The following is a 22,969-nucleotide window of genomic DNA, read 5'->3' as shown; positions in this document are numbered from 1 at the left end:
CCACCCCCGGCGACTGGACCGGCATCACCGTCGCCGACGGGGGCAGACTCTCCGGAACCGGTCTGACGGTGACCTTCGCTGAGATCGCGATCTCATCGACGGGAACGGTCGACCTTTCATCATCGCGGCTCGAGAAAGCGCATCAGTGCATTGCCGCGGGGGCCGGAACCGTCACGATCACCGGGAGCATCCAGTCTTGTGAATCGGGTGTCGTCGCGTCGGGCGGAGCGCGCGTCATCGCGCGCAACGTCTCCTGGGGAACCGACGACGGCCCCCGCCCCTTCGGAAACTCGGTTCCCGTGGAGGGTGTCGTCGAAGTCGTCCCCTGGGTCGGCTATGTCGCGCCGCCGACCCCACCCGCGGCTCCCGTCGCCGCGCCGCCGAGCACCTGCGCCGATCTCATCGTCCTGGTCGCGCGCGGGTCGGGGGAGGTGCCGAAGGGACCGTGGGACGTCGCTTCGGATCCTGACCTCTACGACATCCAGACGTATCAGACCACCGTTCGATCCTCGTACGCACAGCGAGGATTGGGGTCCAAGATGCAGCAGGTCCTGACCGGTCAAGTGACGCGCAGCGGAGAAGAGTGGCTCGTCGGACCAGCCGACAGCGGTCTCCTCAACAGCCTGAGCGAGGGATACCGGAATAGCACCCTGATTGTGCCGATCGTCTATCCGGCCTCGAGCACCGATCTACTCGGTGAAGCATTTAGTTTGATGAAGCCCGATCCTCGGAAACTGCTGGAGTACATGTCGAGCATCCGGAGCGGGTCAGACGCTCTTCGATCGACATACGACGCTCTGCACGAGGAGTGCCGTGACCGAGAAAGCAAATTCATCATCGCGGGATACTCGCAGGGCGCGATGGCTGCCCATCTCATGCTTTCGGGGGCGATCCTCGACGGTGAATCCCTCGACGATCTCGCTGCGGTTGTGTTGCTATCGGACCCTCTCCAGCAGCCCGACGCCTACCCGATCACCGGCAGCGGTAGCGGAAAACGTGGGCTCGTCGCTGAACTGTTCGAGTTTTCGTCGGCGAGAGATCTCTGGGACTCGGCGTTCATCGGGGACTACCCGATGGAGGCAATCCGTTCATACCCGAGCCAGTTGGAATCCCGCACCTACGCGTTCTGCACGGACGGCGACCTCCTGTGTGCGCCCTACGCCCCAGGCGCTTCCCGAAGCCCGTGGCTGTGGGACTACCCGGCAGAAGTCCGGGCACATTTTGACCGGATGGCGGGGATCCATGGTGGGTACGGGCCCGACACCCTCCGTCCGTTCGGCCGGGGTGTTGCCGAGGCCGCTTTCTAGTCCTGCATGAACCACCATCGAGCCATCCGCGCGGGCCGCGTCCGCCCGTTTCGATAGACTGATCCCACGCTGTTCCCCGCGCCCGCGCGCGAGACGAAGGAGATCCATGAGCAACCCCATCGGCGACCCCGGCCACGGACACTCGCCGGCTGCCTGGACGGCCGTGATCATCATGCTGCTCGCCTTCACGCTGGGCACGGTGTTCTTCTGGTTCGACATGCCGATCCTCGTGTGGGCGTCGGTCGGGCTGCTCATCGTCGGTGCGATCGTGGGATGGGCGATGAGCAAGGCCGGTTACGGCGCGAACGGCGCGAAGTCCTCCCCGAAGGCGCACTGACCGTGCTGGCCGATCTCACGGCCGGAGCGGTAGAAGACGCCGAGCGGCGCGCTCAGACGCGACCGCTCTCCGCCGTCGAGCGCGACGCTCTCGCGCAGACGCCTGCGCGCGACGCGCTGGCGATGCTCGCCCCCGCCGACCGCGTGAAGGTCATCGCCGAGGTCAAGCGGGCGAGTCCGTCCCGCGGTGATCTCGCGACGATTCCCGACCCCGCGCGCCAGGCGCGCCTGTACGAAGAAGGCGGCGCGTCCGCGATCTCGGTGCTCACCGAGGGCCACAAGTTCAAGGGCAGTCTCGCCGACCTCGAGGCCGTCCGTGCCGCGGTGTCGGTGCCGGTCCTCCGCAAGGACTTCCTCGCCACGCCCTACCAGGTGCTCGAGGCCCGCGCGTCCGGCGCCGACCTGGTGCTGCTGATCGTCGCGGCGCTCGACCAGAAGACGCTGACCGAGCTCTACGGGCTCACGGTCGACCTCGGAATGACCGCGCTCGTCGAGACGCACTCCGCCGAGGAACTGGAGCGCGCCGCCGACCTCGGCGCGAAGCTCATCGGCGTCAACGCCCGCAACCTCTCGACCTTCGAACTCGATCGCGACCTGTTCGGCTCTCTCGCCGACAACTTCCCCGCGGATACCGTGAAGATCGCCGAATCCGCCGTTCTCGCCCCCGCCGACGTCGCCCACTACCGTGCCGCCGGTGCCGACGTCGTCCTCGTCGGCGAAGCGCTGGTGACCGGTGACCCGGTCGCGACGTTGCGCGCGTTCCTCCAGGAGACAGCATGACCACCGTGAGCCTGCGCGACCAGAAGGGGCCGTTCTTCGGCGACTTCGGCGGCCGCTACATGCCCGAATCGCTCATCGCCGCGATCGACGAGCTCACCGAGGTCTGGGAGTCGGCGATGGCCGACCCATCGTTCCTCGCCGAGCTGAAGGCGCTGCTGCACGACTACGCCGGGCGCCCCTCGGTGCTCACCGAGGTCCCGCGGTTCGCGGAGCACGCCGGCGGCGCCCGCGTCTTCCTCAAGCGTGAAGACCTCAACCACACCGGCTCGCACAAGATCAACAACGTCCTCGGCCAGGCGCTCCTCACCAAGCGCCTCGGCAAGACGAGGGTGATCGCCGAGACCGGGGCGGGCCAGCACGGCGTCGCCACCGCGACCGCTGCGGCCCTCTTCGGCCTGGAGTGCGTGGTCTACATGGGCGAGGTCGACACCGAGCGCCAGGCCCTGAACGTCGCACGGATGCGTCTGCTGGGCGCCGAGGTCGTTCCCGTCACGACCGGTTCACGCACGCTCAAGGACGCGATCAACGAGGCGTACCGCGACTGGGTGTCGACGGTCGAGACGACCAACTACATCTTCGGTACCGCCGCGGGTCCGCACCCGTTCCCGGCGATGGTGCGCGACTTCCAGAAGATCATCGGCGAAGAGACGCGCGCGGAGTTCCTCGAGCGCCTCGGACGCCTCCCCGACGCGGTCTTCGCGTGCGTCGGCGGCGGGTCGAACGCGATCGGCATGTTCGATGCGTTCCTCGACGACGAGGGCGTGGCACTCTACGGCGTCGAGGCGGCCGGCGACGGCGTCGACACACCGAAGCACGCGGCGTCGATCGAGCGCGGACGGCCGGGCGTGCTGCACGGCGCCCGCACCTACGTGCTCCAGGACGAGGACGGCCAGACCACCGAGTCGCACTCGATCTCCGCGGGCCTCGACTACCCCGGTGTCGGCCCCGAGCACGCATGGCTCTCGGACATCGGCCGCGCGCAGTACATCCCGGCAACCGACGACGAGGCGATGCAGGCTCTGCGTCTGCTGTCGCGCACCGAGGGCATCATCCCGGCGATCGAGTCCGCCCATGCCCTGGCCGGAGCCCTGCGCATCAGCAAGGAACTCGGACCGGATGCCATCATCGCGGTCAACCTCTCCGGTCGCGGCGACAAGGACATGGACACCGCCGCCCGGTACTTCGACCTCTACGACGCCGAGCACGCGCCGGCACCGGAGGGCGCCCCCGCCCAGACCGCGGGCGCCGAGGCCGTGGCATCCGCCTCCGGTTCGCCGGTGGACGTGGCCCCGGCTCCGGACGCGGCAAGCGGTGCGGGGGTGGAACTGTGACCTCGCGCGTCTCGGCGGCGATCGACGCGGCCCACGCCGACGGACGCGGGGCGCTCGTCGGGTACCTGCCGGCCGGGTATCCCGACGTGGCCACGAGCATCGAGGCGATCGTCGCTCTGGCCGAGTCCGGCGTCGACGTCATCGAGCTCGGCCCGCCCTACAGCGACCCGGTCATGGACGGCCTCGTGATCCAGGAGGCGACCCAGACGGCGCTCGCCAACGGGTTCCGCATGCGCGACCTGTTCACGATCATCCGCGAGGTCACCGCGCGCACCGACGTACCGGTGCTCGTGATGACGTACTGGAACCTCGTCGAGCAGTACGGGATCGAGCGGTACGCCGACGACCTTCTCGCCGCGGGCGGCGCGGGCCTCATCACCCCCGACATCACGCCCGACGCCGCGGCGGCGTGGATCGCCGTGAGTGAGCGGACCGGCCTCGACCGGATCTTCCTCGCCGCGCCCACGTCCACCGACGACCGACTCGACATGATCGTCGCAGCCTCCACCGGGTTCGTCTACACGGTCTCGACGATGGGCATCACGGGGGAGCGGGCGCAGCTGGATGCCGCGGCCCGCGGCCTCGTGGAGCGTCTCCGCTCGCACGGCGCCGCGCACGCGTGCGTGGGCATCGGCATCTCGAACGCCGCGCAGGTCGCCGGAGTCATCGAGTACGCGGACGGCGCGATCGTCGGCACCGCTCTCGTGAAGGCCCTCCGTGACGGCGGCGTCGCGGCCCTCCGCGACCTCGCGCGGGAGCTGGCGGCGGGTACCGCGCGGCGCGCCTAGACTCGGTTCCATGACGTTCGCCCTCTCGAGCGCCGCCTCCGGCGTGCTCGCCAGCATCCCGAGCCCCTCGATCTCGTACATCGACCTCGGACCCCTGCGCATCCACTTCTATGCCCTGTGCATCGTTGCGGGCATCATCGTGGCGGTGTTCCTGACGAACGCGCGTCTGACGCGTCGCGGGGCCGAGAAATGGGTCGTCATCGACATCTGCCTGCTGGCGGTGCCCATCGCGATCGTGTTCGCGCGGATCTACCACGTCGTGACCCACTTGGGCTTCTACTTCGGCCCGGACTCCAACCCGTGGAACCCGTTCCAGCCCGGCTCGGTCTGGGCGATCTGGGAGGGCGGCATCGCCATCTACGGCGCCCTGATCGGCGGCGCGATCGGCGCGTACCTCGGATGCCGGTGGACCGGCATCCGCTTCTGGACGTTCGCCGATGCCCTCGCGCCGGGTCTCATCATCGCGCAGGCGATGGGACGCTTCGGCAACTGGTTCAACCAGGAGCTGTTCGGCCAGCCCACCGACCTCCCATGGGGCCTCGAGATCGATCCCGGCAACTCCGCGATCCCCGTCGGACTGCCAGAGGGCACGCTTTTCCAGCCGACTTTCCTCTACGAGGTGATCTGGAATCTCCTCGGCGCCGCGGTGATCCTGTGGGCGGGCCGGCGCTTCACGCTCCTGTGGGGCAAGCAGTTCGCGCTCTACCTCGTCTGGTACAGCGCGGGCCGTATCGTCTGGGAATCCATCCGTATCGACCCGAGCGACATCATCCTCGGCCTGCGCACCAACGTGTGGGCGGCGATCATCGGCGTGGTGCTCGGCATCGCCATCTTCGTCGTGCAGTCGCGTCGCCACCACGGTCTCGAGCCCTCGCCGTACGCTCCCGGACGCGAGTCGAAGGCTCCGGGGGCTGTAGACTCGACCGACCCCACTGACTTCGTCGACGTGAGCGAGCCGCCCGCGACGAACGACACCGTCGGCACCAGCGCCACAAGCAGCCCCGCCACGAAGTAACCCCCTGGGCCGACGTCGTCCCATTCGCAGCATCAACGTGAGGACGGTTGGTATGGCTTCGAGCTCCCGTTCCGGCGCCGTCGGCGGCGCTTTCCCCGCCCGGCAGGGCATGTACGACCCGTCGTTCGAGAAGGACGCGTGCGGGCTCGCCATGGTGGCCACGCTCCGCGGCGAGGCCGGACACGACATCATCGACCTGGCGCTGACGGCGCTGCGCAACCTCGAGCACCGCGGGGCCATCGGATCGGATGCCGGTACCGGTGACGGCGCGGGCATCCTGACGCAGATGCCCGACGCGTTCCTGCGCGCGGTGGTCGACTTCGACCTGCCGCCGGTGGGGGAGTACGCCGCGGGTCTTGTCTTCCTGCCCCTCGGGCACGAGGAGCGCGCCGCGCAGAAGGCCGGCATCGAGAAGCTCGCCCAGGCCGAGAACTTGACGGTCCTCGGCTGGCGCGAGGTGCCCACCGAGCCCGAGAACCTCGGCAAGCTCGCGTTCGAGGCCCGCCCCGCGTTCGAGCAGCTCTTCGTGTCGCACCCCGCCGTCGGCGATCAGGCCGCCCTGTCGGGCATCGCCCTCGACCGTCGCGTCTACCGCCTGCGCAAGCGCGCCCGCCACGAACTCGACGCGTACTTCGTGTCGCTCTCCAGCCGCACCCTCGGCTACAAGGGCATGGTCACGACGCTGCAGCTCGAACCGTTCTACCCCGACCTGCAGGACGAGCGCTTCGCCTCCGAGCTCGCCGTCGTGCACTCGCGGTACTCCACGAACACGTTCCCGTCGTGGCCGCTCGCGCAGCCGCTGCGCATGCTCGCGCACAACGGTGAGATCAACACCGTCAAGGGCAACCGCAACTGGATGCGTGCGCGCCAGTCGCAGCTCGAGTCCGAGCTGATCGGCGACGTGCGTCCGCTTCTGCCCATCTGCACCGAGGGCGCCAGCGACTCGGCATCCTTCGACGAGGTCCTCGAACTCCTGACCCTCACCGGTCGCAGCCTCCCGCACGCGATCATGATGATGGTGCCCGAGGCCTACGAGAAGCAGGCCACGATCGACCCCGACCTGCGGGCGTTCTACGACTACCACTCCATGCAGATGGAGCCCTGGGACGGCCCCGCGGCGCTGATCTTCACCGACGGCACGCTCGTCGGCGCGACGCTCGACCGCAATGGCCTCCGCCCCGGGCGGTGGACCGAGACCACCGACGGCCTCATCGTCATCGGTTCCGAGACCGGTGTGCTCGACTTCGCGCCCGAGCGCATCAAGCGCCGCGGACGCCTGCAGCCCGGGCGCATGTTCCTCGTCGACACGGCCCAGGGCCGCATCGTCGAGGACGACGAGATCAAGAAGCAGCTCGCGTCGCTCGAGCCGTGGCAGCAGTGGCTGGATGCCGGTCGCGTGCGCCTGTCGGAACTGCCCGAGCGCGAGCACATCGTGCACCCGATCGCGTCGATCACGCGCCGCCAGCGCACGTTCGGCTACACCGAGGAAGAGGTGCGTCTGCTCCTCACCCCGATGGGTCAAAACGGTGCCGAGCCCCTCGGCGCGATGGGCAGCGACGCACCGGTCGCCGTGCTCAGCGACCGCCCCCGCCTGCTGTTCGACTACTTCTCGCAGCAGTTCGCACAGGTCACGAACCCGCCGCTGGACTCGATCCGCGAAGAGGTCGTGACGTCGCTGTCGTTGGGTCTCGGCCCCGAGCGCAACCTGCTCGACTGGGGCCCCGAGCACACGCGTACCGTGACGCTCGATTTCCCCGTGATCGACAACGACGAGCTCGCCAAGATCCAGCACATCGACACGGCACTGCCGGGTCGCTCATCCGTGACGATCCGCGGTCTCTACCGGGTCGAGGCCGGACACAAGGGCATGCAGAAGCGCATCACGCAGATGTGCTCCGAGGTCGACGCCGCCATCGAGGACGGCGCCGAGTTCATCGTGCTCAGCGACCGCGACTCGAACAAGGACCTCGCGCCCATCCCGTCGCTGCTCATGCTCGCCGCGGTCCACCACCACCTCATCCGCAAGGAAACGCGCATGAAGGTCGGTCTCGTGGTGGAAGCCGGCGACGTGCGTGAAGTGCACCACGTGGCGACCCTGATCGGCTACGGCGCGTCGGCGGTCAACCCGTACCTGGCGATGGAGACCGTCGAGTACCTCGTACGGGCCGGTTTCATCACGGGCGTGACTCCCGAGAAGGCCGTCAAGAACCTGATCTACGGCCTCGGCAAGGGCGTGCTCAAGATCATGTCCAAGATGGGCATCTCGACGGTGTCGTCCTACGCCGGCGCGCAGGTGTTCGAGGCGGTCGGGCTCTCGCGGGAATTCGTCGAGGCCTACTTCACCGGCACCGAGTCGAAGCTCGGCGGCGTCGGACTCGACGTCATCGCGGCCGAGAACGCGGCCCGGCACGAGTACGCGTACCCCGAGGACGCCGCGGCCCGGGCGCACGAGCGCCTGTGGACCGGAGGCGAGTACCAGTGGCGTCGCGACGGGGCACCGCACCTGTTCAACCCCGACACGGTGTTCCGCCTGCAGCACGCCACGCGTGAGCGCCGGTACGACATCTTCCGCGAGTACACGAAGCTTATCGACGACCAGGCGCACGAGCTGAAGACGCTGCGTGGTCTGTTCTCGCTGCGCACCGGCCAGCGCCCGCCCGTGGCCATCGACGAGGTCGAGCCGGTCTCGGCGATCGTGAAGCGGTTCCAGACGGGTGCAATGAGCTACGGCTCCATCTCGCAGGAGGCGCACGAGGTCCTCGCGGTCGCGATGAACCGCATCGGTGGCAAGTCCAACACCGGCGAGGGCGGCGAAGACGTCGACCGTCTGCTCGACCCCGAGCGTCGCAGCGCCATCAAGCAGGTGGCATCCGGTCGCTTCGGTGTGACGAGCCTGTACCTCACCGAGGCGGACGACATCCAGATCAAGCTCGCGCAGGGCGCGAAGCCCGGCGAGGGCGGTCAGCTGCCGCCGACCAAGGTGTACCCGTGGGTGGCGCGGACGCGTCACGCGACCGCGGGCGTCGGGCTCATCTCGCCGCCGCCGCACCACGACATCTATTCGATCGAAGACCTCAAGCAGCTCATCTTCGACCTGAAGCGTGCGAACCCGTCGGCCCGTATCCACACCAAGCTCGTCAGCCAGTCGGGCATCGGTGCGGTCGCGGCCGGTGTCGCCAAGGCGCTGAGCGACGTCATCCTCGTCTCCGGACAGGACGGCGGCACGGGCGCGAGCCCGATGAACTCGCTCAAGCACGCCGGGACGCCGTGGGAACTCGGCCTGGCCGAGACGCAGCAGACGCTCATGCTGAACGGCATGCGCGACCGCGTCGTCGTGCAGGTCGACGGTCAGATGAAGACCGGGCGCGACGTCATCATCGGTGCGCTGCTCGGTGCCGAGGAGTTCGGCTTCGCCACGGCTCCGCTGGTGGTCTCGGGCTGCATCATGATGCGCGTGTGCCACCTCGACACGTGTCCCGTGGGTGTCGCGACGCAGAACCCGGTCCTTCGCCAGCGCTTCACCGGCAAGGCCGAGTACGTCGTGAACTTCATGGAGTTCATCGCCCAGGAGGTGCGCGAGTACCTCGCCGCGCTCGGCTACCGCTCGATCGATGAGATCGTGGGCCGCTCCGAGCTCCTCGACGTCAACGGCGCCGTGGAGCACTGGAAGGCGCGCGGACTCAACCTCGCGCCGATCCTCGAAGGTCCGCGATTCGCCGACGACGAGCCGCGTAAGCACGGCCGCAACCAGGATCACGAGCTCGACGAGCACTTCGACGTGCAGCTCATCGAACGCGCGCAGGACGTCGTCGCCCACGGCGGCCGGATCACGATCGAGCTGCCCGTGCGCAACACGGCCCGCGCGGTCGGGACGATGCTGGGTCACCACGTCACCAAGGCGCACGGCGAGCACGGCCTGCCCGACGGCGCGATCGACGTGCGGCTCACCGGTTCAGCCGGACAGTCCTTCGGCGCGTTCATGCCGTCCGGCATCACGCTGCGTCTGGAGGGCGACTCGAACGACTATGTCGGCAAGGGACTCTCCGGCGGCAAGATCGTCGTGCGGCCGCCCCGCGGTTCCTCGTTCGCGGCGTCCGAGAACGTCATCGCCGGAAACGTCATCGGCTACGGCGCCACCCAGGGGCAGATGTTCCTGAACGGCGTCGTGGGCGAGCGTTTCCTGGTCCGCAACTCCGGCGCGACCGCGGTCGTCGAGGGCGTGGGCGACCACGCGCTCGAGTACATGACCGGTGGACTCGCCGTGATCCTCGGTGCCACGGGACGCAACCTCGGCGCAGGCATGTCCGGCGGACAGGCCTACGTCTACAAGCTCGACACCGACCTGGTGAACCGGGAGGCCGTGGCATCCGGTGAGCTCGAACTGGGTCCCCTCGGATCGGGGGATGCCGAGATCCTGCGCGACCTGCTCGAGAAGCACGTCGCCGAGACCGACTCCACACTGGCGCGCCGTCTGCTCGACGACTTCGACGCCGAGGTGGAGAACTTCGTCCGGGTGCTGCCGCGCGACTACGCCGCGGTGCTGCAGACCCGCCAGGAGGCGGTCGCCGAGGGGCTGGACCCCGACGGCGACGTCGTCTGGACGCGCATTCTGGAGGTGACGGGTGGCTGACCCGAAGGGCTTTCTCAAGACCACGCAGCGGGAGCTCCCGCCGCGTCGTCCCGTTCCCGTGCGGATCATGGACTGGAAGGAGGTCTACGAGCCGGGTGACCCGGCCGTCGTCCGCCGCCAGGCCGGCCGGTGCATGGACTGCGGTATCCCGTTCTGCCATAAGGGCTGCCCGCTCGGGAATCTCATCCCCGAGTGGAACGACCTCACGTGGCGCGGCGAGGGCCGCGCGGCGATCGAGCGCCTGCACGCGACGAACAACTTCCCGGAGTTCACCGGTCGCCTGTGCCCCGCGCCCTGCGAGAGCTCGTGCGTGCTGGGTATCAACCAGCCCGCGGTGACGATCAAGCAGGTCGAGGTCTCGATCATCGACGAGGCGTTCTCGAACGGGTGGGTCGAGCCCGAGCCGCCCGAGCGTCTCACGGGCAAGACCGTCGCGGTCGTCGGGTCGGGGCCCGCCGGCCTCGCCGCCGCCCAGCAGCTCACCCGAGCCGGTCACACGGTCGCGGTGTACGAGCGCGACGACCGCATCGGCGGGCTCCTGCGCTACGGCATCCCGGACTTCAAGATGGAGAAGCGCCACCTCGAGCTGCGGCTGCGGCAGATGCAGGCCGAGGGCACGCGCTTCCGCGCCGGCGTCGAGATCGGCACCGACATCTCGTGGAGCGACCTGCGCGCCCGGTACGACGCGGTCGTGGTCGCCACGGGTTCGACCGTTCCGCGCGACCTGGCGATCCCGGGCCGCGACCTCGACGGCGTGCACTTCGCGATGGAGTACCTCATCGAGGGCAACAAGGCCGTCGCGGGCGACCAGATCCCGCAGCAGATCACGGCGCACGGCAAGCACGTCGTCGTCATCGGCGGCGGCGACACCGGTGCGGACTGCATCGGCACCGCCCACCGCCAGGGAGCGCTCAGCGTCACGAACCTCGCGATCGGCAAGCAGCCGCCGTCGGAGCGTCCGATGGACCAGCCGTGGCCGATGACGCCGAACCTGTTCGAGATGGCCTCCGCGCACGAAGAGGGCGGGGAGCGCACGTTCCTGGCATCCACGGTGGAGTTCCTCGGCAACGACGCGGGCGAGGTACGCGCGCTGCGCGTCGCCGAGACCGAGTACGTCGACGGACGCCGCGTGCCCAAGAGCGGCACCGAGCGCGAGATCCCCGCCGACCTCGTGCTCATCGCCATGGGCTTCACGGGTCCCGAGCGCGATCACCTCGAGCAGCAGCTGGGTGCGCAGTTCACCTCGCGCGGCAACGTCGAGCGCGACGCCACCTACGCCACGACCGCCCCCGGCGTGTTCGTGGCCGGTGACGCCGGACGCGGACAGTCGCTCATCGTGTGGGCGATCGCGGAGGGCCGTGCCGCGGCCGCCGAGGTCGACACGTTCCTCATGGGGGAGACGGTGCTGCCCGCCCCCGTGCGCCCGACCGATGTCGCCATCGGGCTCCTCCCCGCCTAAGCTGGCAAGGGCCGATCGGCCACTTCCCGAATATCCTCACGGAGCTTGAAAACGGATGAGACGCGCCAAGATCGTCGCAACCCTCGGCCCCGCCACGTCGTCGTATGAGATGGTTCGCGCCATCATCGACGCCGGGGTGGACGTCGCCCGACTGAACCTGAGCCACGGAGACTATTCCGTGCACGACGCCAACTTCGCCAACGTGCGCAAGGCGGCGGAGGACGCGGGCCGCCCCGTGGCCGCCCTCGTCGATCTGCAGGGTCCGAAGATCCGTCTCGGCAAGTTCGAGAACGGACCTCACCTCCTCGCTCCCGGCGACATCTTCAAGATCACCGTCGAGGACATCCTCGGCACGAAGGAGATCGTCGGAACGACGTTCAAGGGCCTGCCCCAGGACGTGCGCCCCGGCGACTTCCTCCTCATCGACGACGGCAAGGTGCGCGTCGAGGTCGTCGAGACCGACGGCACCGTCGTGACCACGCGCGTGGTCGTCGGCGGACCGGTGTCGAACAACAAGGGCATCAACCTCCCCGGCGTGGCCGTGAACGTCCCCGCCCTGAGCGACAAGGACGAGGCCGACCTGCGCTGGGGCCTGCGTGCCGGAGCCGACCTGATCGCGCTGTCGTTCGTGCGGGATGCCAAGGACGTCGAGCGCGTGCACGAGATCATGGGCGAAGAGGGCCGGTACGTGCCGGTCATCGCCAAGATCGAGAAGCCGCAGGCCGTCGACAACCTCGAGGAGATCATCGACGCGTTCGACGGCATCATGGTCGCCCGCGGCGATCTGGGCGTCGAGCTGCCGCTCGAGGCCGTTCCGATCGTGCAGAAGCGCGCCGTGGAGCTCTCACGCCGCATGGCGAAGCCCGTCATCGTCGCGACGCAGATGCTCGAGTCGATGATCAACAACCCGGTGCCCACCCGCGCCGAGACCAGCGACGTCGCCAACGCCGTCCTCGACGGCGCCGACGCGGTCATGCTGTCGGGCGAGACGAGCGTCGGCGACTACCCGGTCGTCGTGGTCGAGACGATGGCCCGCATCGTGGCATCCACGGAGGAGCACGGTCTCGAGCGCATTGCGCCCCTCACGAACAAGCCGCGCACCCAGGGCGGGGCGATCACGCTCGCCGCCGTCGAGGTCGCGGAGTTCGTCGACGCGAAGTACCTGTGCGTGTTCACCGAGTCGGGCGACTCGGCGCGCCGCATGTCGCGCCTGCGCTCCACGATCCCCATGATCGCGTTCACCCCGGAGCCCGGCATCCGCCGCCGCCTGTCACTGACGTGGGGTGTGCGGTCGACGTTGGTCGAGCACGTGTCGCACACCGACAAGATGTTCCTCCAGGTCGACGACTACCTGCTCGCGAACGACCTCGCGAAGATCGGCGATAAGGTCGTGGTCATCTCGGGCTCGCCTCCCGGAATCGCCGGCTCGACGAACGACCTGCGCGTCCACCGCGTGGGCGACGCCGTGCACGGCGCGGCTCCCGGCTACCAGGACAACTGATCACGGGCGACGCGCGCCGGTTCGCCCGGCGCGCGTCGTCGTTCCCGGCCGGGTAGGTTGGGGACGCAGACACCGGCCGGTGTGGCGGAATGGCAGACGCGGGGCACTCAAAATGCTCTGTCCGCAAGGGCGTGTGGGTTCGAGTCCCACCACCGGCACAATGCGTGGTGCTCGACAGCACCGCATCCCGAGGTCACCGCACGGGTGATCCTCATGACCGCAGTCTTAGGATGGAACTGTGACAGATCACGAAGCCGCGCCGGTGAGCGCGCCCACCGCCCCCCGTCGTGTCGTCGTGGCGGAAGACGAGTCGCTCATCCGCCTCGACATCGTCGAGATCCTCCGCGACAACGGCTTCGACGTCGTCGGCGAGGCCGGTGACGGCGAGACCGCCGTCCAGCTGGCCACGGAACTGCGTCCCGACCTTGTCATCATGGACGTCAAGATGCCGCAGCTCGACGGCATCAGCGCGGCCGAGAAGCTCAGCAAGAACCACATCGCCCCCGTCGTGCTGCTGACGGCCTTCAGCCAGAAGGAGCTGGTGGAACGCGCGAGCGAGGCCGGCGCCCTGGCGTACGTCGTCAAGCCCTTCACACCGAACGACCTGCTTCCGGCGATCGAGATCGCCCTGGCCCGCTACGAGCAGATCATCACGCTCGAGGCCGAGGTCGCCGACATGGTCGAGCGCTTCGAGACCCGCAAGCTCGTCGACCGCGCCAAGGGCCTGCTGAACGAGAAGATGGGCCTTTCCGAGCCCGAGGCGTTCCGTTGGATCCAGAAGGCGTCCATGGATCGCCGTCTCACCATGCAGGACGTGGCGAAGGCCATCATCGAGCAGCTCGCCCCGAAGAAGGGCTGACACTCGGTCTTTCGAGAAAGGGATGCCACTTCGGTGGCATCCCTTTTCCGTTTCCGACCTCAGGAGGTCGGGGCGTCCTTGATCATGTTCGTGATGCGGATCGTCGAGCAGCGGCGCCCCTGCTCGTCGGTCACCGCGATCTCGTGGACGGTGAGCGAGCGGCCCAGGTGGATCGGCGTGCAGACGCCGGTGACGACACCCGAGGTCGCCGAGCGCGTGTGCGTGGCGTTGATGTCGATGCCGACGGCGAGCCGACCGGGACCGGCGTAGAGGTTGGCGGCCATCGATCCTAGGGATTCACCGAGGACGACGTACGCGCCACCGTGCAGGAGGCCGACCGGCTGGGTGTTGCCCTCGACCGGCATGGTGGCGACGCTGCGCTCGACGGAGAACTCGACCCACTCGATGCCCATCTTCTCGGCGAGGGCGCCCATTCCGCGCTCTTTCGCCCAGTCCAGCCCCGAGGTGCCGCCGGACGTGGTGTCGGGTGTCGTCGAGGTCATCGTCGCCTTCGCGGGCCGGGGCCGGGGGAGTGTCGGTGGCACTCGTTACGCTGGACGAGTGACGGATGCCGAAAAGCCTACTCTCCTCGTCGTCGACGGCCACTCGCTGGCCTACCGGGCGTTCTACGCCCTGCCCGTCGACAACTTCTCCACGAAGGACGGCCAGCACACCAACGGCATCTACGGGTTCCTGTCGATGTTCGTCAACCTCGTGAAGGCCGAGAAGCCGACCCATCTGGCGGTGGCGTTCGACACCTCACGGCAGTCGTTCCGCACGAAGGAGTACAGCGAGTACAAGGCCAACCGCAGCGAGTCCCCGGCCGAGTTCAAGGGGCAGATCCCGCTGCTGCAGGACTGCCTGAGGGCGCTGAACGTCGAGGTGTTGACGAAGGAGGAGGTCGAGGCCGACGACATCCTCGCGACGCTCGCCACCGAGGCCTCCGCCGACGGCTTCTCGGTCCTCGTGTGCTCGGGTGACCGCGACACCATTCAGCTCGTCAACGACGACATCACGCTGCTGTACCCGAACGTGCAGGGCGTATCGCAGCTCAAGCGGTACGACACCGACGCGGTCATCGAGAAGTACGGCCTGCCGCCGGCGCAGTACCCCGAGATCGCCGCCCTGGTCGGCGAGACGAGCGACAACCTTCCCGGCGTGCCGAAGGTCGGTGAGAAGACCGCGGTGAAGTGGCTCACGCAGTGGGGCTCGCTCGAGGCGCTGCTCGAGAACGCCGACAAGATCACGGGTGTCGCGGGCAACAATCTGCGCGAGCACCTCGACGACGTGAAGCGCAACCGCACCCTGAACCGCCTCCTGCGCGACGTCGAGCTCGAGAAGTCGCCCGCCGACCTGGCGGTGCAGCCCATCGACGCGCAAGCGGTGCGCGACATCTTCGCGCGTCTCGAGTTCCGCACGCTTCTCCCGCGCGTGTTCGACGCGTTCGGCGCCGACCCGTCCGGCGCCGCCGAACCCGCGCTTCCGACGGCGCAGGCCCCCTCCGCGGCTGTCCTCGACGCCGAAGGCCTCGCGGCCTGGGCGGCGGCGGCCGCCGGCACGGTCGGGGTCACCATCGCCCTGATCGGCGGCGCGCCGACCCGTATCGGCCTCGCAACCGACACCGCCGCGGCCGAGGCCGAGTGGACGGACGCCGTGCGCCACGCCCTCGGCGGGTGGCTGGCATCCGATGCCCCGAAGGCCTTCGCCGGGGCGAAGCCGCAGCTGAAGGCCCTGGCGCGCGAGGGCGTCGAGGTCGGGGGGATCGCCGATGACGTGATCCTCGCGGGGTGGCTCGTGCGGCCCAGCTTCCCGGACAAGACCCTCGCCGACCTCGTCGATCGCTACCTCGGCGAGAAATTGCCCGAGGCCGATCCGACACAGCTCGTCCCCGAGACGGAGGGAGCCACCCCCGGTCAGCTGTCGTGGTACGTGCGCCGGGTCTCCGACGCCCAACGCGGCGATCTGCCCGAGAGCGTCGCCGGTGTGCTCGACGACATCGAGCTTCCCACCCTCGGCGCCCTGGCCGACATGGAGCTCGCGGGCGTCGCCGTGTCGCACGAGAAGCTCTCGCGCTTCTCCGGTGAGCTCGCGGCGCGCGCCGACGACCTCGCGCAGCAGGCCTACGCCTCGATCGGGCACGAGGTGAACCTCGGCTCGCCGAAGCAGCTGCAGGAAGTGCTGTTCGACGAGCTGCAGCTGCCGAAGACCCGCAAGACCAAGAGCGGGTACACGACGGATGCCGCGGCCCTCGCCGACCTGCAGGAGAGCGCGCACCACCCGTTCCTCGACCTGCTGCTGCGTCACCGCGAGGCGACGAAGCTCAAGCAGATCATCGACGCCCTCGACGCGGCCATCGGCGCCGACGGCCGGATCCACACGACCTACGTGCAGACGGGCAGCCAGACCGGGCGCCTGTCGAGCACCGACCCGAACCTGCAGAACATCCCGATCCGCACCGAGGAGAGCCGTCGCATCCGCGCCGCGTTCGAGGTCGGCGAGGGCTACGAGACGCTGCTGACCGCCGACTACTCGCAGATCGAGATGCGCATCATGGCGCACCTGTCGGGCGACCCCGGACTCGTCGAGGCGTTCAACTCCGGCGAGGACCTCCACCGCTTCGTCGGCGCGCGCGTGTTCGGCGTCGATCCGAGCGAGGTGACCCCGGCGATGCGTACCAAGGTCAAGGCCATGTCGTACGGCCTGGTCTACGGCCTGTCGGCGTTCGGGCTGTCAAAGCAGCTGCGCATCGAGCAGTCCGAGGCGAAGCAGCTCATGCTCGAGTACTTCGCGCGTTTCGGTGCGGTGCGCGACTACCTGCGCGGCTCGGTCGAGCAGGCCCGTCAGGACGGGTACACCGAGACGATCTTCGGACGCCGCCGACCGTTCCCCGACCTCACCAGCATGAACCGCGTGCTGCGCGAGAACGCCGAGCGCGCGGCGCTGAACGCCCCGATCCAGGGCAGTGCCGCCGACATCATGAAGATCGCACTGTTTCGCATCCGCGAAGAACTGGCATCCACGGGTCTGCGCTCGCGCGTGCTGCTGCAGATCCACGACGAGCTCGTCGTCGAAGTGGCTCCGGGGGAGTGGGATGCCGTCGAGACGATCGTGCGCGCCCGCATGGCGGACGCCGCCGACCTGTCGGTGCCGCTCGACGTGCAGATCGGCCGCGGCGGCGATTGGGACGAAGCGGGCCACTGAGCGCTGTCGGGTGGTCAGGCCCCCCGCGCCTTCCCTAGGCTCGACTCATGACTGATGCACAACGCACCCCCACGCCGATCGACACGATCGCCGACGCGTGGGTGGACACCCTGGCCGAGCGGGTCCCGACGCTCGCGACCTACATCGGACGCACCGAGTTCAACGACCGGTTCGGCGACTACAGCCCCGAAGGCGCGAACGAACTCGCCGACCAGGCACGCGCGACGAAGGCGGCGCTCGACAACGCCACCCCCGTGGATGCCATCGACGAGGTCACGAAGATGGACCTCGGCCGCGAACTCGACCTGCACCTCGAGCTGCACGCGGCACAGACTCACCTGCGCGACGTCAACGTCATCGCCTCCCCGGCGCAGGACCTGCGCCAGGCGTTCGATCTCATGCCGACCGCGACGGTCGAGGACTGGTCGACGATCTCCACGCGGCTCAAGGCCCTCCCCGGCGCGATCGACGGCTATATCGCGACGCTGCGCGAGGGCATCGCTCGCGGTGTCGTGCCCGCACGCCGCCAGGTCGTCGAGGTCGCGACGCAGATCGGGCGCTACACCGCCGACACGGGCTTCTTCGCGGAGTTCGTCGGCGAGGCCGCCCCGGACGAGGGGCAGCTGCCCGCGTCGCTCGCGCGCGACCTCGACCAGAACGCCGGTGCCGCACGCGTCGCCTACGACTCGCTGGCATCCTTCCTCTCGTCCGAGCTGGCGCCCGTCGCCGGCGAGATCGACGGGGTCGGCCGCGAGCTCTATGCGCTGCACTCGCGGCAGTTCCTCGGCGCGACGATCGACCTCGACGAGACCTACGAGTGGGGCGTGGAGGAGCTCGCGCGCATGGTCGCCGAGCAGGAGTCGATCGCGAACGAGATCCTCACGGGCGCCACGGTCGAAGAGGCCGTCGCCTTCCTCGAGAAGGACGAATCGCGCAAGCTCCATGGCACCGCAGCCCTCCAGGAGTGGATGCAGCGCACCAGCGACCGCGCGGTGGAGGAGCTGGGGCGTACCCACTTCGACATCGCCGACCCGATCCGGCGCCTGGAGTGCATGATCGCGCCCACGAAAGAGGGCGGCATCTACTACACCGGCCCGACCGATGACTTCTCGCGACCGGGCCGCATGTGGTGGTCGGTACCCGAGGGCGTCGAGAGCTTCGACACCTGGCGCGAACTGACCACGGTGTACCACGAGGGCGTTCCGGGCCACCACCTGCAGATCGCGCAGGCGGTGTACAACCGCGGAGAGCTCAACTCGTGGCGACGCCTCCTCGCCGGTACCAGCGGTCACGCCGAGGGCTGGGCGCTGTACGCCGAGCGCCTCATGGAGCAGCTCGGCTACCTCGACGACCCCGCCGACCGCCTGGGCATGCTCGACGGCCAACGCATGCGTGCGGCGCGCGTCGTGCTCGACATCGGCGTGCACCTCGGTAAGCCGCGGCTCGACGGCGAGGGCGTGTGGGACCACGACTACGCGCTGCAGTTCATGCTGCGCAACGTCAACATGCCCGAGGAGTTCGTCCGCTTCGAGGTCAACCGCTACCTGGGCTGGCCGGGGCAGGCGCCGTCCTACAAGGTGGGCCAGCGCATCTGGGAGCAGGTGCGCGAGGAAGCTCGCGAGCGCGCGGGCGCCGATTTCTCGATGAAGGCGTTCCACACGAAGGCCCTCGACATCGGCGGCGTCGGTCTCGACACGCTGCGCCGGGCTCTGGCATCCGCGTGATCCGGATCGGGGTGTCTGCGGCAGGGGGCGCCCCGATTCCCGGGAATACCGCCGGGGGGCATAAAGTTCATTCATCCGAATGCTTCTGATTCGGCAAGGAGACGCCATGAACGATCGCCCGCTCGAGCTCGGTCTCGACACCTTCGGAGACATTTCCCGCGGCCCCGACGGGAGCCTGCAGTCCGACGCGCAGACCATCCGCAACGTCGTCGACCAGGCCGTACTCGCCGACCAGGTCGGCCTGTCGTTCTTCGGCGTCGGGGAGCACCATCGCAAAGACTTCGCGGTCACGAGCCCGGAGATCGTGCTCGCGGCCGCCGCCGCGCGCACGACGAACATCCACCTCGGCACCGCCGTCACCGTGCTGTCGTCTGATGACCCGGTGCGCGTGTACGAGCGGTTCGCGACCCTGGACGCCGTCTCGAACGGCCGCGCCGAGGTGATCCTCGGGCGCGGCTCGTTCATCGAGTCGTTCCCGCTCTTCGGTTACGACCTCCGTGACTACGAACAGCTGTTCGAGGAGAAGCTGGAGCTGTTCTCGCTGCTCCTGGACGAGAAGCCCGTGACCTGGGCGGGCCGTACCCGCGCGGGTCTCCAGGACGCCGACGTCTACCCCAAGACCGAGAACGGCCTGAGGGCGTGGGTCGGGGTCGGCGGCTCTCCCGAGTCGGTCGTGCGCGCGGCGCGCTACGGCTACGGCCTGGTGCTGGCGATCATCGGCGGCTCCTCGGCCCGCTTCCGTCCCTTCGCCGACCTGTACCGCCGGTCGCTCGACGAGCTGGGGAAGCCGCAGATGCCCATCTCGGTGCACTCGCCCGGACACATCGCCGAGACGGACCAGCAGGCGTGGGAAGAGGCCTACGAGGGCGTCGCCGAGTTGAACAACACGATCGGTCGCGAGCGCGGATGGCCCGAGTACAACCGCCTGCGTTTCCAGCACGACGTCGGCCCGGAGGGGTCGATGTACATCGGTTCGCCCGAGACCGTCGCCCGGAAGATCGCGGCGACCGTCCGGGCTCTGGGCAACTCGCGCTTCCAGCTGAAGTTCGCCAGCGGCTCGATCTCGCACGACCGGCTCCTGTCGAGCATCGAGCTCTACGGCACGCGCGTGCTCCCGCTCGTGCACGAGATGCTCGCCGAGACCGAGACCGCCGGCATCCGGTGACCACCTCGACCGACGTCGCGCGCATCGCCGACCGCCTCGACGCCCTCCCGTTCACACGCCGCCACGCGCGGGTGCTCGGCGGCTCGGGTCTCGGGTGGGCCCTGGATGCCATGGACGTCGGGCTCATCTCCTTCGTCATCGCGGCCCTGGCCGCGCAGTGGCAGCTCGCCCCCGCGGAGGCCTCGTGGATCGCGTCGGCCGGGTTCGCGGGCATGGCGATCGGCGCGAGCCTCGGCGGACTGCTCGCCGACCGGTTCGGCCGCCGCCATGTCTTCGCCCTCACGCTCCTGGTGTACGGCCTGGCGACGGGGGCGAGCGCGCTCGTCGGCGGGCTGGCGGCCCTGCTCGTCCTGCGGTTCGTCGTCGGTCTCGGACTCGGAGCCGAACTGCCGGTCGCATCGACGTACGTGAGCGAGTTCGCTCCGGCGCGCATGCGCGGACGCGTCATCGTGTTCCTCGAGGCGTTCTGGGCGGTGGGCTGGACCGCCGCCGCCGTCATCGGCTACCTCGTCGTTCCGGCCTCCGCCGACGGATGGCGCTGGGCCTTCGCGCTGGGCGCGATCCCCGCCGTCTACGCCCTCATCGTGCGCTGGGGGCTCCCCGAGTCGCCGCGGTGGTTGGCGAGCCGGGGGAGGGATGCCGAGGCCTCCGCGATCGTCCGCGACTTCGAGGCCGCGGCGGGACGCGTGTCCTTCACTCCCGCACCGACCGAGCTCGGCGGGGATCACCGGGCGCCGCGGGCGCGCGTGCGCGCGCTGTGGGCGAGGCCGCTGCGTCAGCGCACCGCGGCGCTGTGGCTGCTGTGGTTCTGCGTGAACTTCTCGTACTACGGAGCGTTCATCTGGATCCCGACGATCCTCGTGTCGCAGGGGTACGACCTCGTGCGCTCCTTCGGCTTCACGCTCATCATCACGCTCGCCCAGCTGCCCGGCTACGCCGTGGCGGCGTGGCTCATCGAGGCGTGGGGTCGCCGCGCGACGCTCGCCACCTTCCTCGCAGGGTCCGCCGTGGCCGCGGTGTTCTTCGGCACGGCATCCGGTGAGGTCGCCGTGATCGCGGCGGGAATGGCCCTGTCGTTCTTCAATCTCGGCGCCTGGGGCGCGCTGTACGCGGCGACGCCCGAGACGTACCCCACGACGCTGCGGGCCACGGGCTCGGGCTGGGCCGCCGGCGTCGGACGTATCGCCTCGATCGTGGCGCCGCTCAGCGTTCCGCCGCTTCTCGGTTGGGGCGGGGCTCCGTTGCTGTTCATCGTGTTCGCGGCGTTCTTCGCCGTCGCGGTCGTCGCAGCGCTGTTCCTCCGCGAGGAGCGCGGTCGCGCGCTGGCCGAGAGCTGACGCGAGAAAACCTGCCGCGCGTAGGCTGGCGGGATGGCATCCGTGCTCTACGTCGCGATCGGCGACTCATTCACCGAGGGCGTCGGCGACGAACTGCCCGACGGGACCGTCCGGGGCTGGGCCGATCTCGCTGCTCAGGGATGGGCGGATGCCATCGGCGAGCCTATCCAGTACGCCAACCTCGCGATTCGCGGCAAGCTCGTGCAGCCCATCGTCGACGAGCAGCTGGAGCCGGCGCTGGCCCTCAAGCCGACCCACCTCTCATTCAACGGCGGCGGCAACGACATGCTGCGTCCGCGCACCGGCATCGAGCGGATCGTGGCGGTGTTCGACCACGTCGTGCGCCGCTGCGACGAAGAGGGTGTGCAGCTCATCGTGCTCTCGGGGGCGAACCCGTCGGCGGGGCTGCCGCTCGGGCAGGTCGTCCAGGGCCGGGGCGACAAGCTGTCGCACGCCGTCGAGGAACGACTGCAGCACCGCCCCGACGTCATCACCGCGTACAACTGGTTCGACCGCGAGCTCGCGGGGCCGGAGTTCTGGTCCGTCGACCGCCTGCACATGAACGCGCGAGGTCATCACCGTGTCGCCGCGCGCGTCCTGGAGTCCGTGGGTCAGTCCGCGCCAGGGGAGTGGTGGCACCTGCCGGAGATCCCCGAGATCCAGCGCCTGAAGGGCACCGCGTACTACCGCGAGCACGTCGCACCCTGGGTGCGGCGACGTCTGACCGGCACGTCGTCGGGTGACGGACGGGCCGCGAAGTTCGGCGGCGGCTGGACCGAGCTGGCGCCTCACGTAGGGTGACCTGCGGTCGAATCCCCGGAAGTACGCTTGACGAGACTCGACTACCTCAACGATCATTGAGCTGATGTCGTCCCTCTCGCTCGAACTCCGTGTCGCGCGCTACGCCGCGCTGGCCGATCCGGCGCGCCTGCGTGTCGTCGCTCTCCTCACCCTCGGCGATCTGTCGCCGCAGGACCTGGGGGAGCGTATGGGCGTGGCATCCAATCTCCTGTCCCATCACCTCAAGGTGCTCGAGACCGCGGGGCTCATCGAGCGTCGACGCTCGGAAGGCGACGGACGCCGCGGGTACGTTCGGCTCATCCCCGAGGCACTTCCCGCGGAAGCGCGGGATGCCGAGGTCTCCGCCCACCGCGTCGTGTTCGTGTGCACCGCGAACTCCGCCCGGTCGCAACTCGCCGAGCACCTGTGGCGTTCCCGCACGTCGGTCGCGGCCGCGTCCGCCGGCACGCTTCCCGCCGACGGTGTCGCCCCGGGGGCTATCGCGGTCGCTGCGGCCCACGGGCTCGACCTGTCCGCCGCCGTACCGAAGACGCTCGACGAGGTGGCACGCACCGACGACCTGCGCATCACCGTGTGCGATCGGGCGCGCGAGTCGCTGGCATCCACGGATCTGCACTGGTCGATCCCCGACCCCGTCCGTCTCGGAACACCCCGGGCCTTCGAGGCCGCTTTCGACGAGATCTCCCACCGCATCGACGCCCTGCTCCCGCACGTGCGCGCCGCTTGAAGCCCGAA

17 protein-coding genes and 1 tRNA gene are annotated in these 22,969 nt (G+C 69.2%); 17 read left to right on the top strand and 1 reads right to left on the bottom strand.

What is annotated here, in order from left to right; genetic code table 11:
- Nucleotides 1-299 precede the first annotated feature (299 nt).
- From D8Y23_RS05495 to D8Y23_RS05445, 11 genes are all read left to right on the top strand, one after another.
- On the top strand, nucleotides 300-1,307 hold the full coding sequence (locus D8Y23_RS05495; RefSeq protein WP_205796869.1) for a cutinase family protein: 1,008 nt from the start codon (nucleotides 300-302) through the stop codon (nucleotides 1,305-1,307).
- A 106-nt stretch (nucleotides 1,308-1,413) separates the two neighbouring features.
- Nucleotides 1,414-1,644 carry a DUF6704 family protein gene (locus tag D8Y23_RS05490; RefSeq protein WP_128217160.1) on the top strand — a complete coding sequence of 77 codons (231 nt, stop codon included), beginning with the start codon at nucleotides 1,414-1,416 and terminating at the stop codon, nucleotides 1,642-1,644.
- 2 nt (nucleotides 1,645-1,646) lie between these two features.
- On the top strand, nucleotides 1,647-2,423 hold the full coding sequence (gene trpC, locus D8Y23_RS05485) for an indole-3-glycerol phosphate synthase TrpC (protein WP_128217159.1): 777 nt from the start codon (nucleotides 1,647-1,649) through the stop codon (nucleotides 2,421-2,423).
- 5 nt (nucleotides 2,424-2,428) lie between these two features.
- Nucleotides 2,429-3,754 (top strand): tryptophan synthase subunit beta, encoded by a 1,326-nt coding sequence (gene trpB, locus D8Y23_RS05480; protein ID WP_240663798.1) that lies wholly within the window; start codon nucleotides 2,429-2,431, stop codon nucleotides 3,752-3,754.
- Complete coding sequence (gene trpA, locus D8Y23_RS05475) at nucleotides 3,751-4,542, top strand: tryptophan synthase subunit alpha (protein WP_128217157.1); 792 nt, start codon at nucleotides 3,751-3,753, stop codon at nucleotides 4,540-4,542. The genes trpB and trpA overlap by 4 nt, the downstream gene beginning before the upstream one ends.
- Nucleotides 4,543-4,552: 10 nt before the next feature.
- Complete coding sequence (gene lgt, locus D8Y23_RS05470; RefSeq protein WP_128217156.1) at nucleotides 4,553-5,557, top strand: prolipoprotein diacylglyceryl transferase; 1,005 nt, start codon at nucleotides 4,553-4,555, stop codon at nucleotides 5,555-5,557.
- A 52-nt stretch (nucleotides 5,558-5,609) separates the two neighbouring features.
- A complete protein-coding gene (gltB, locus tag D8Y23_RS05465) occupies nucleotides 5,610-10,187 on the top strand; it encodes a glutamate synthase large subunit (RefSeq protein WP_128217155.1) in 4,578 nt (1,525 codons plus the stop codon).
- Entirely contained in the window at nucleotides 10,180-11,646 is a 1,467-nt protein-coding gene (locus tag D8Y23_RS05460) for a glutamate synthase subunit beta (protein WP_128217154.1), read from the top strand. Before gltB ends, D8Y23_RS05460 begins: the two co-directional genes overlap by 8 nt.
- A gap of 55 nt (nucleotides 11,647-11,701) precedes the next feature.
- The gene (pyk, locus tag D8Y23_RS05455; RefSeq protein WP_128217153.1) at nucleotides 11,702-13,147 is read left to right on the top strand and encodes a pyruvate kinase; all 1,446 of its coding nucleotides are present in this window, start codon (nucleotides 11,702-11,704) and stop codon (nucleotides 13,145-13,147) included.
- Between the two features lie 75 nt (nucleotides 13,148-13,222).
- A tRNA-Leu gene (locus D8Y23_RS05450) sits at nucleotides 13,223-13,305 on the top strand.
- An 80-nt stretch (nucleotides 13,306-13,385) separates the two neighbouring features.
- Nucleotides 13,386-14,006 (top strand): ANTAR domain-containing response regulator, encoded by a 621-nt coding sequence (locus D8Y23_RS05445; protein WP_022877510.1) that lies wholly within the window; start codon nucleotides 13,386-13,388, stop codon nucleotides 14,004-14,006.
- Between the two features lie 59 nt (nucleotides 14,007-14,065).
- Here D8Y23_RS05445 and D8Y23_RS05440 read toward each other — a convergent pair whose 3' ends face one another.
- Nucleotides 14,066-14,509: a hotdog fold thioesterase gene (locus D8Y23_RS05440; protein WP_128217152.1), complete on the bottom strand. Its 444-nt coding sequence runs from the start codon at nucleotides 14,507-14,509 to the stop codon at nucleotides 14,066-14,068.
- A gap of 58 nt (nucleotides 14,510-14,567) precedes the next feature.
- On the opposite strand from D8Y23_RS05440, the gene polA reads away from it, so the two are divergent.
- The 6 genes from polA (at nucleotide 14,568) to D8Y23_RS05410 (ending at nucleotide 22,961) form a co-directional block, all read left to right on the top strand.
- On the top strand, nucleotides 14,568-17,207 hold the full coding sequence (gene polA / locus D8Y23_RS05435; RefSeq protein WP_128217151.1) for a DNA polymerase I: 2,640 nt from the start codon (nucleotides 14,568-14,570) through the stop codon (nucleotides 17,205-17,207).
- A 47-nt stretch (nucleotides 17,208-17,254) separates the two neighbouring features.
- Nucleotides 17,255-18,931: a DUF885 domain-containing protein gene (locus tag D8Y23_RS05430; RefSeq protein ID WP_128217150.1), complete on the top strand. Its 1,677-nt coding sequence runs from the start codon at nucleotides 17,255-17,257 to the stop codon at nucleotides 18,929-18,931.
- A gap of 106 nt (nucleotides 18,932-19,037) precedes the next feature.
- Nucleotides 19,038-20,096, top strand: coding sequence for an LLM class flavin-dependent oxidoreductase (locus D8Y23_RS05425; RefSeq protein WP_128217149.1), 1,059 nt, complete (start codon nucleotides 19,038-19,040; stop codon nucleotides 20,094-20,096).
- Nucleotides 20,093-21,433, top strand: a complete 1,341-nt coding sequence (locus D8Y23_RS05420) for an MFS transporter (protein ID WP_128217148.1) — start codon at nucleotides 20,093-20,095, stop codon at nucleotides 21,431-21,433. Before D8Y23_RS05425 ends, D8Y23_RS05420 begins: the two co-directional genes overlap by 4 nt.
- A 33-nt stretch (nucleotides 21,434-21,466) precedes the next feature.
- Nucleotides 21,467-22,234: an SGNH/GDSL hydrolase family protein gene (locus tag D8Y23_RS05415; RefSeq protein ID WP_205796866.1), complete on the top strand. Its 768-nt coding sequence runs from the start codon at nucleotides 21,467-21,469 to the stop codon at nucleotides 22,232-22,234.
- A 64-nt stretch (nucleotides 22,235-22,298) separates the two neighbouring features.
- Nucleotides 22,299-22,961: a metalloregulator ArsR/SmtB family transcription factor gene (locus D8Y23_RS05410; protein WP_128217147.1), complete on the top strand. Its 663-nt coding sequence runs from the start codon at nucleotides 22,299-22,301 to the stop codon at nucleotides 22,959-22,961.
- Nucleotides 22,962-22,969 lie beyond the last annotated feature (8 nt).

It is taken from the genome of Microbacterium enclense, from assembly GCF_004022425.1.
GTDB classification, from domain to species: domain Bacteria; phylum Actinomycetota; class Actinomycetes; order Actinomycetales; family Microbacteriaceae; genus Microbacterium; species Microbacterium enclense_A.
Note: the sequence above shows the minus strand (reverse complement) of the source record. Positions and strands in the feature narration are given on the sequence as shown.

Bases quoted from the DNA above. Each gene is read 5' to 3' on its own strand.
- D8Y23_RS05410 (WP_128217147.1), top strand. From the start codon at position 22,299: ATGTCGTCCCTCTCGCTCGAACTCCGTGTCGCGCGCTACGCCGCGCTG.
- pyk (WP_128217153.1), top strand. From the start codon at position 11,702: ATGAGACGCGCCAAGATCGTCGCAACCCTCGGCCCCGCCACGTCGTCG.
- D8Y23_RS05440 (WP_128217152.1), bottom strand. From the start codon at position 14,509: ATGACCTCGACGACACCCGACACCACGTCCGGCGGCACCTCGGGGCTG.
- gltB (WP_128217155.1), top strand. From the start codon at position 5,610: ATGGCTTCGAGCTCCCGTTCCGGCGCCGTCGGCGGCGCTTTCCCCGCC.
- D8Y23_RS05490 (WP_128217160.1), top strand. From the start codon at position 1,414: ATGAGCAACCCCATCGGCGACCCCGGCCACGGACACTCGCCGGCTGCC.
- D8Y23_RS05415 (WP_205796866.1), top strand. From the start codon at position 21,467: ATGGCATCCGTGCTCTACGTCGCGATCGGCGACTCATTCACCGAGGGC.
- D8Y23_RS05430 (WP_128217150.1), top strand. From the start codon at position 17,255: ATGACTGATGCACAACGCACCCCCACGCCGATCGACACGATCGCCGAC.
- D8Y23_RS05425 (WP_128217149.1), top strand. From the start codon at position 19,038: ATGAACGATCGCCCGCTCGAGCTCGGTCTCGACACCTTCGGAGACATT.
- lgt (WP_128217156.1), top strand. From the start codon at position 4,553: ATGACGTTCGCCCTCTCGAGCGCCGCCTCCGGCGTGCTCGCCAGCATC.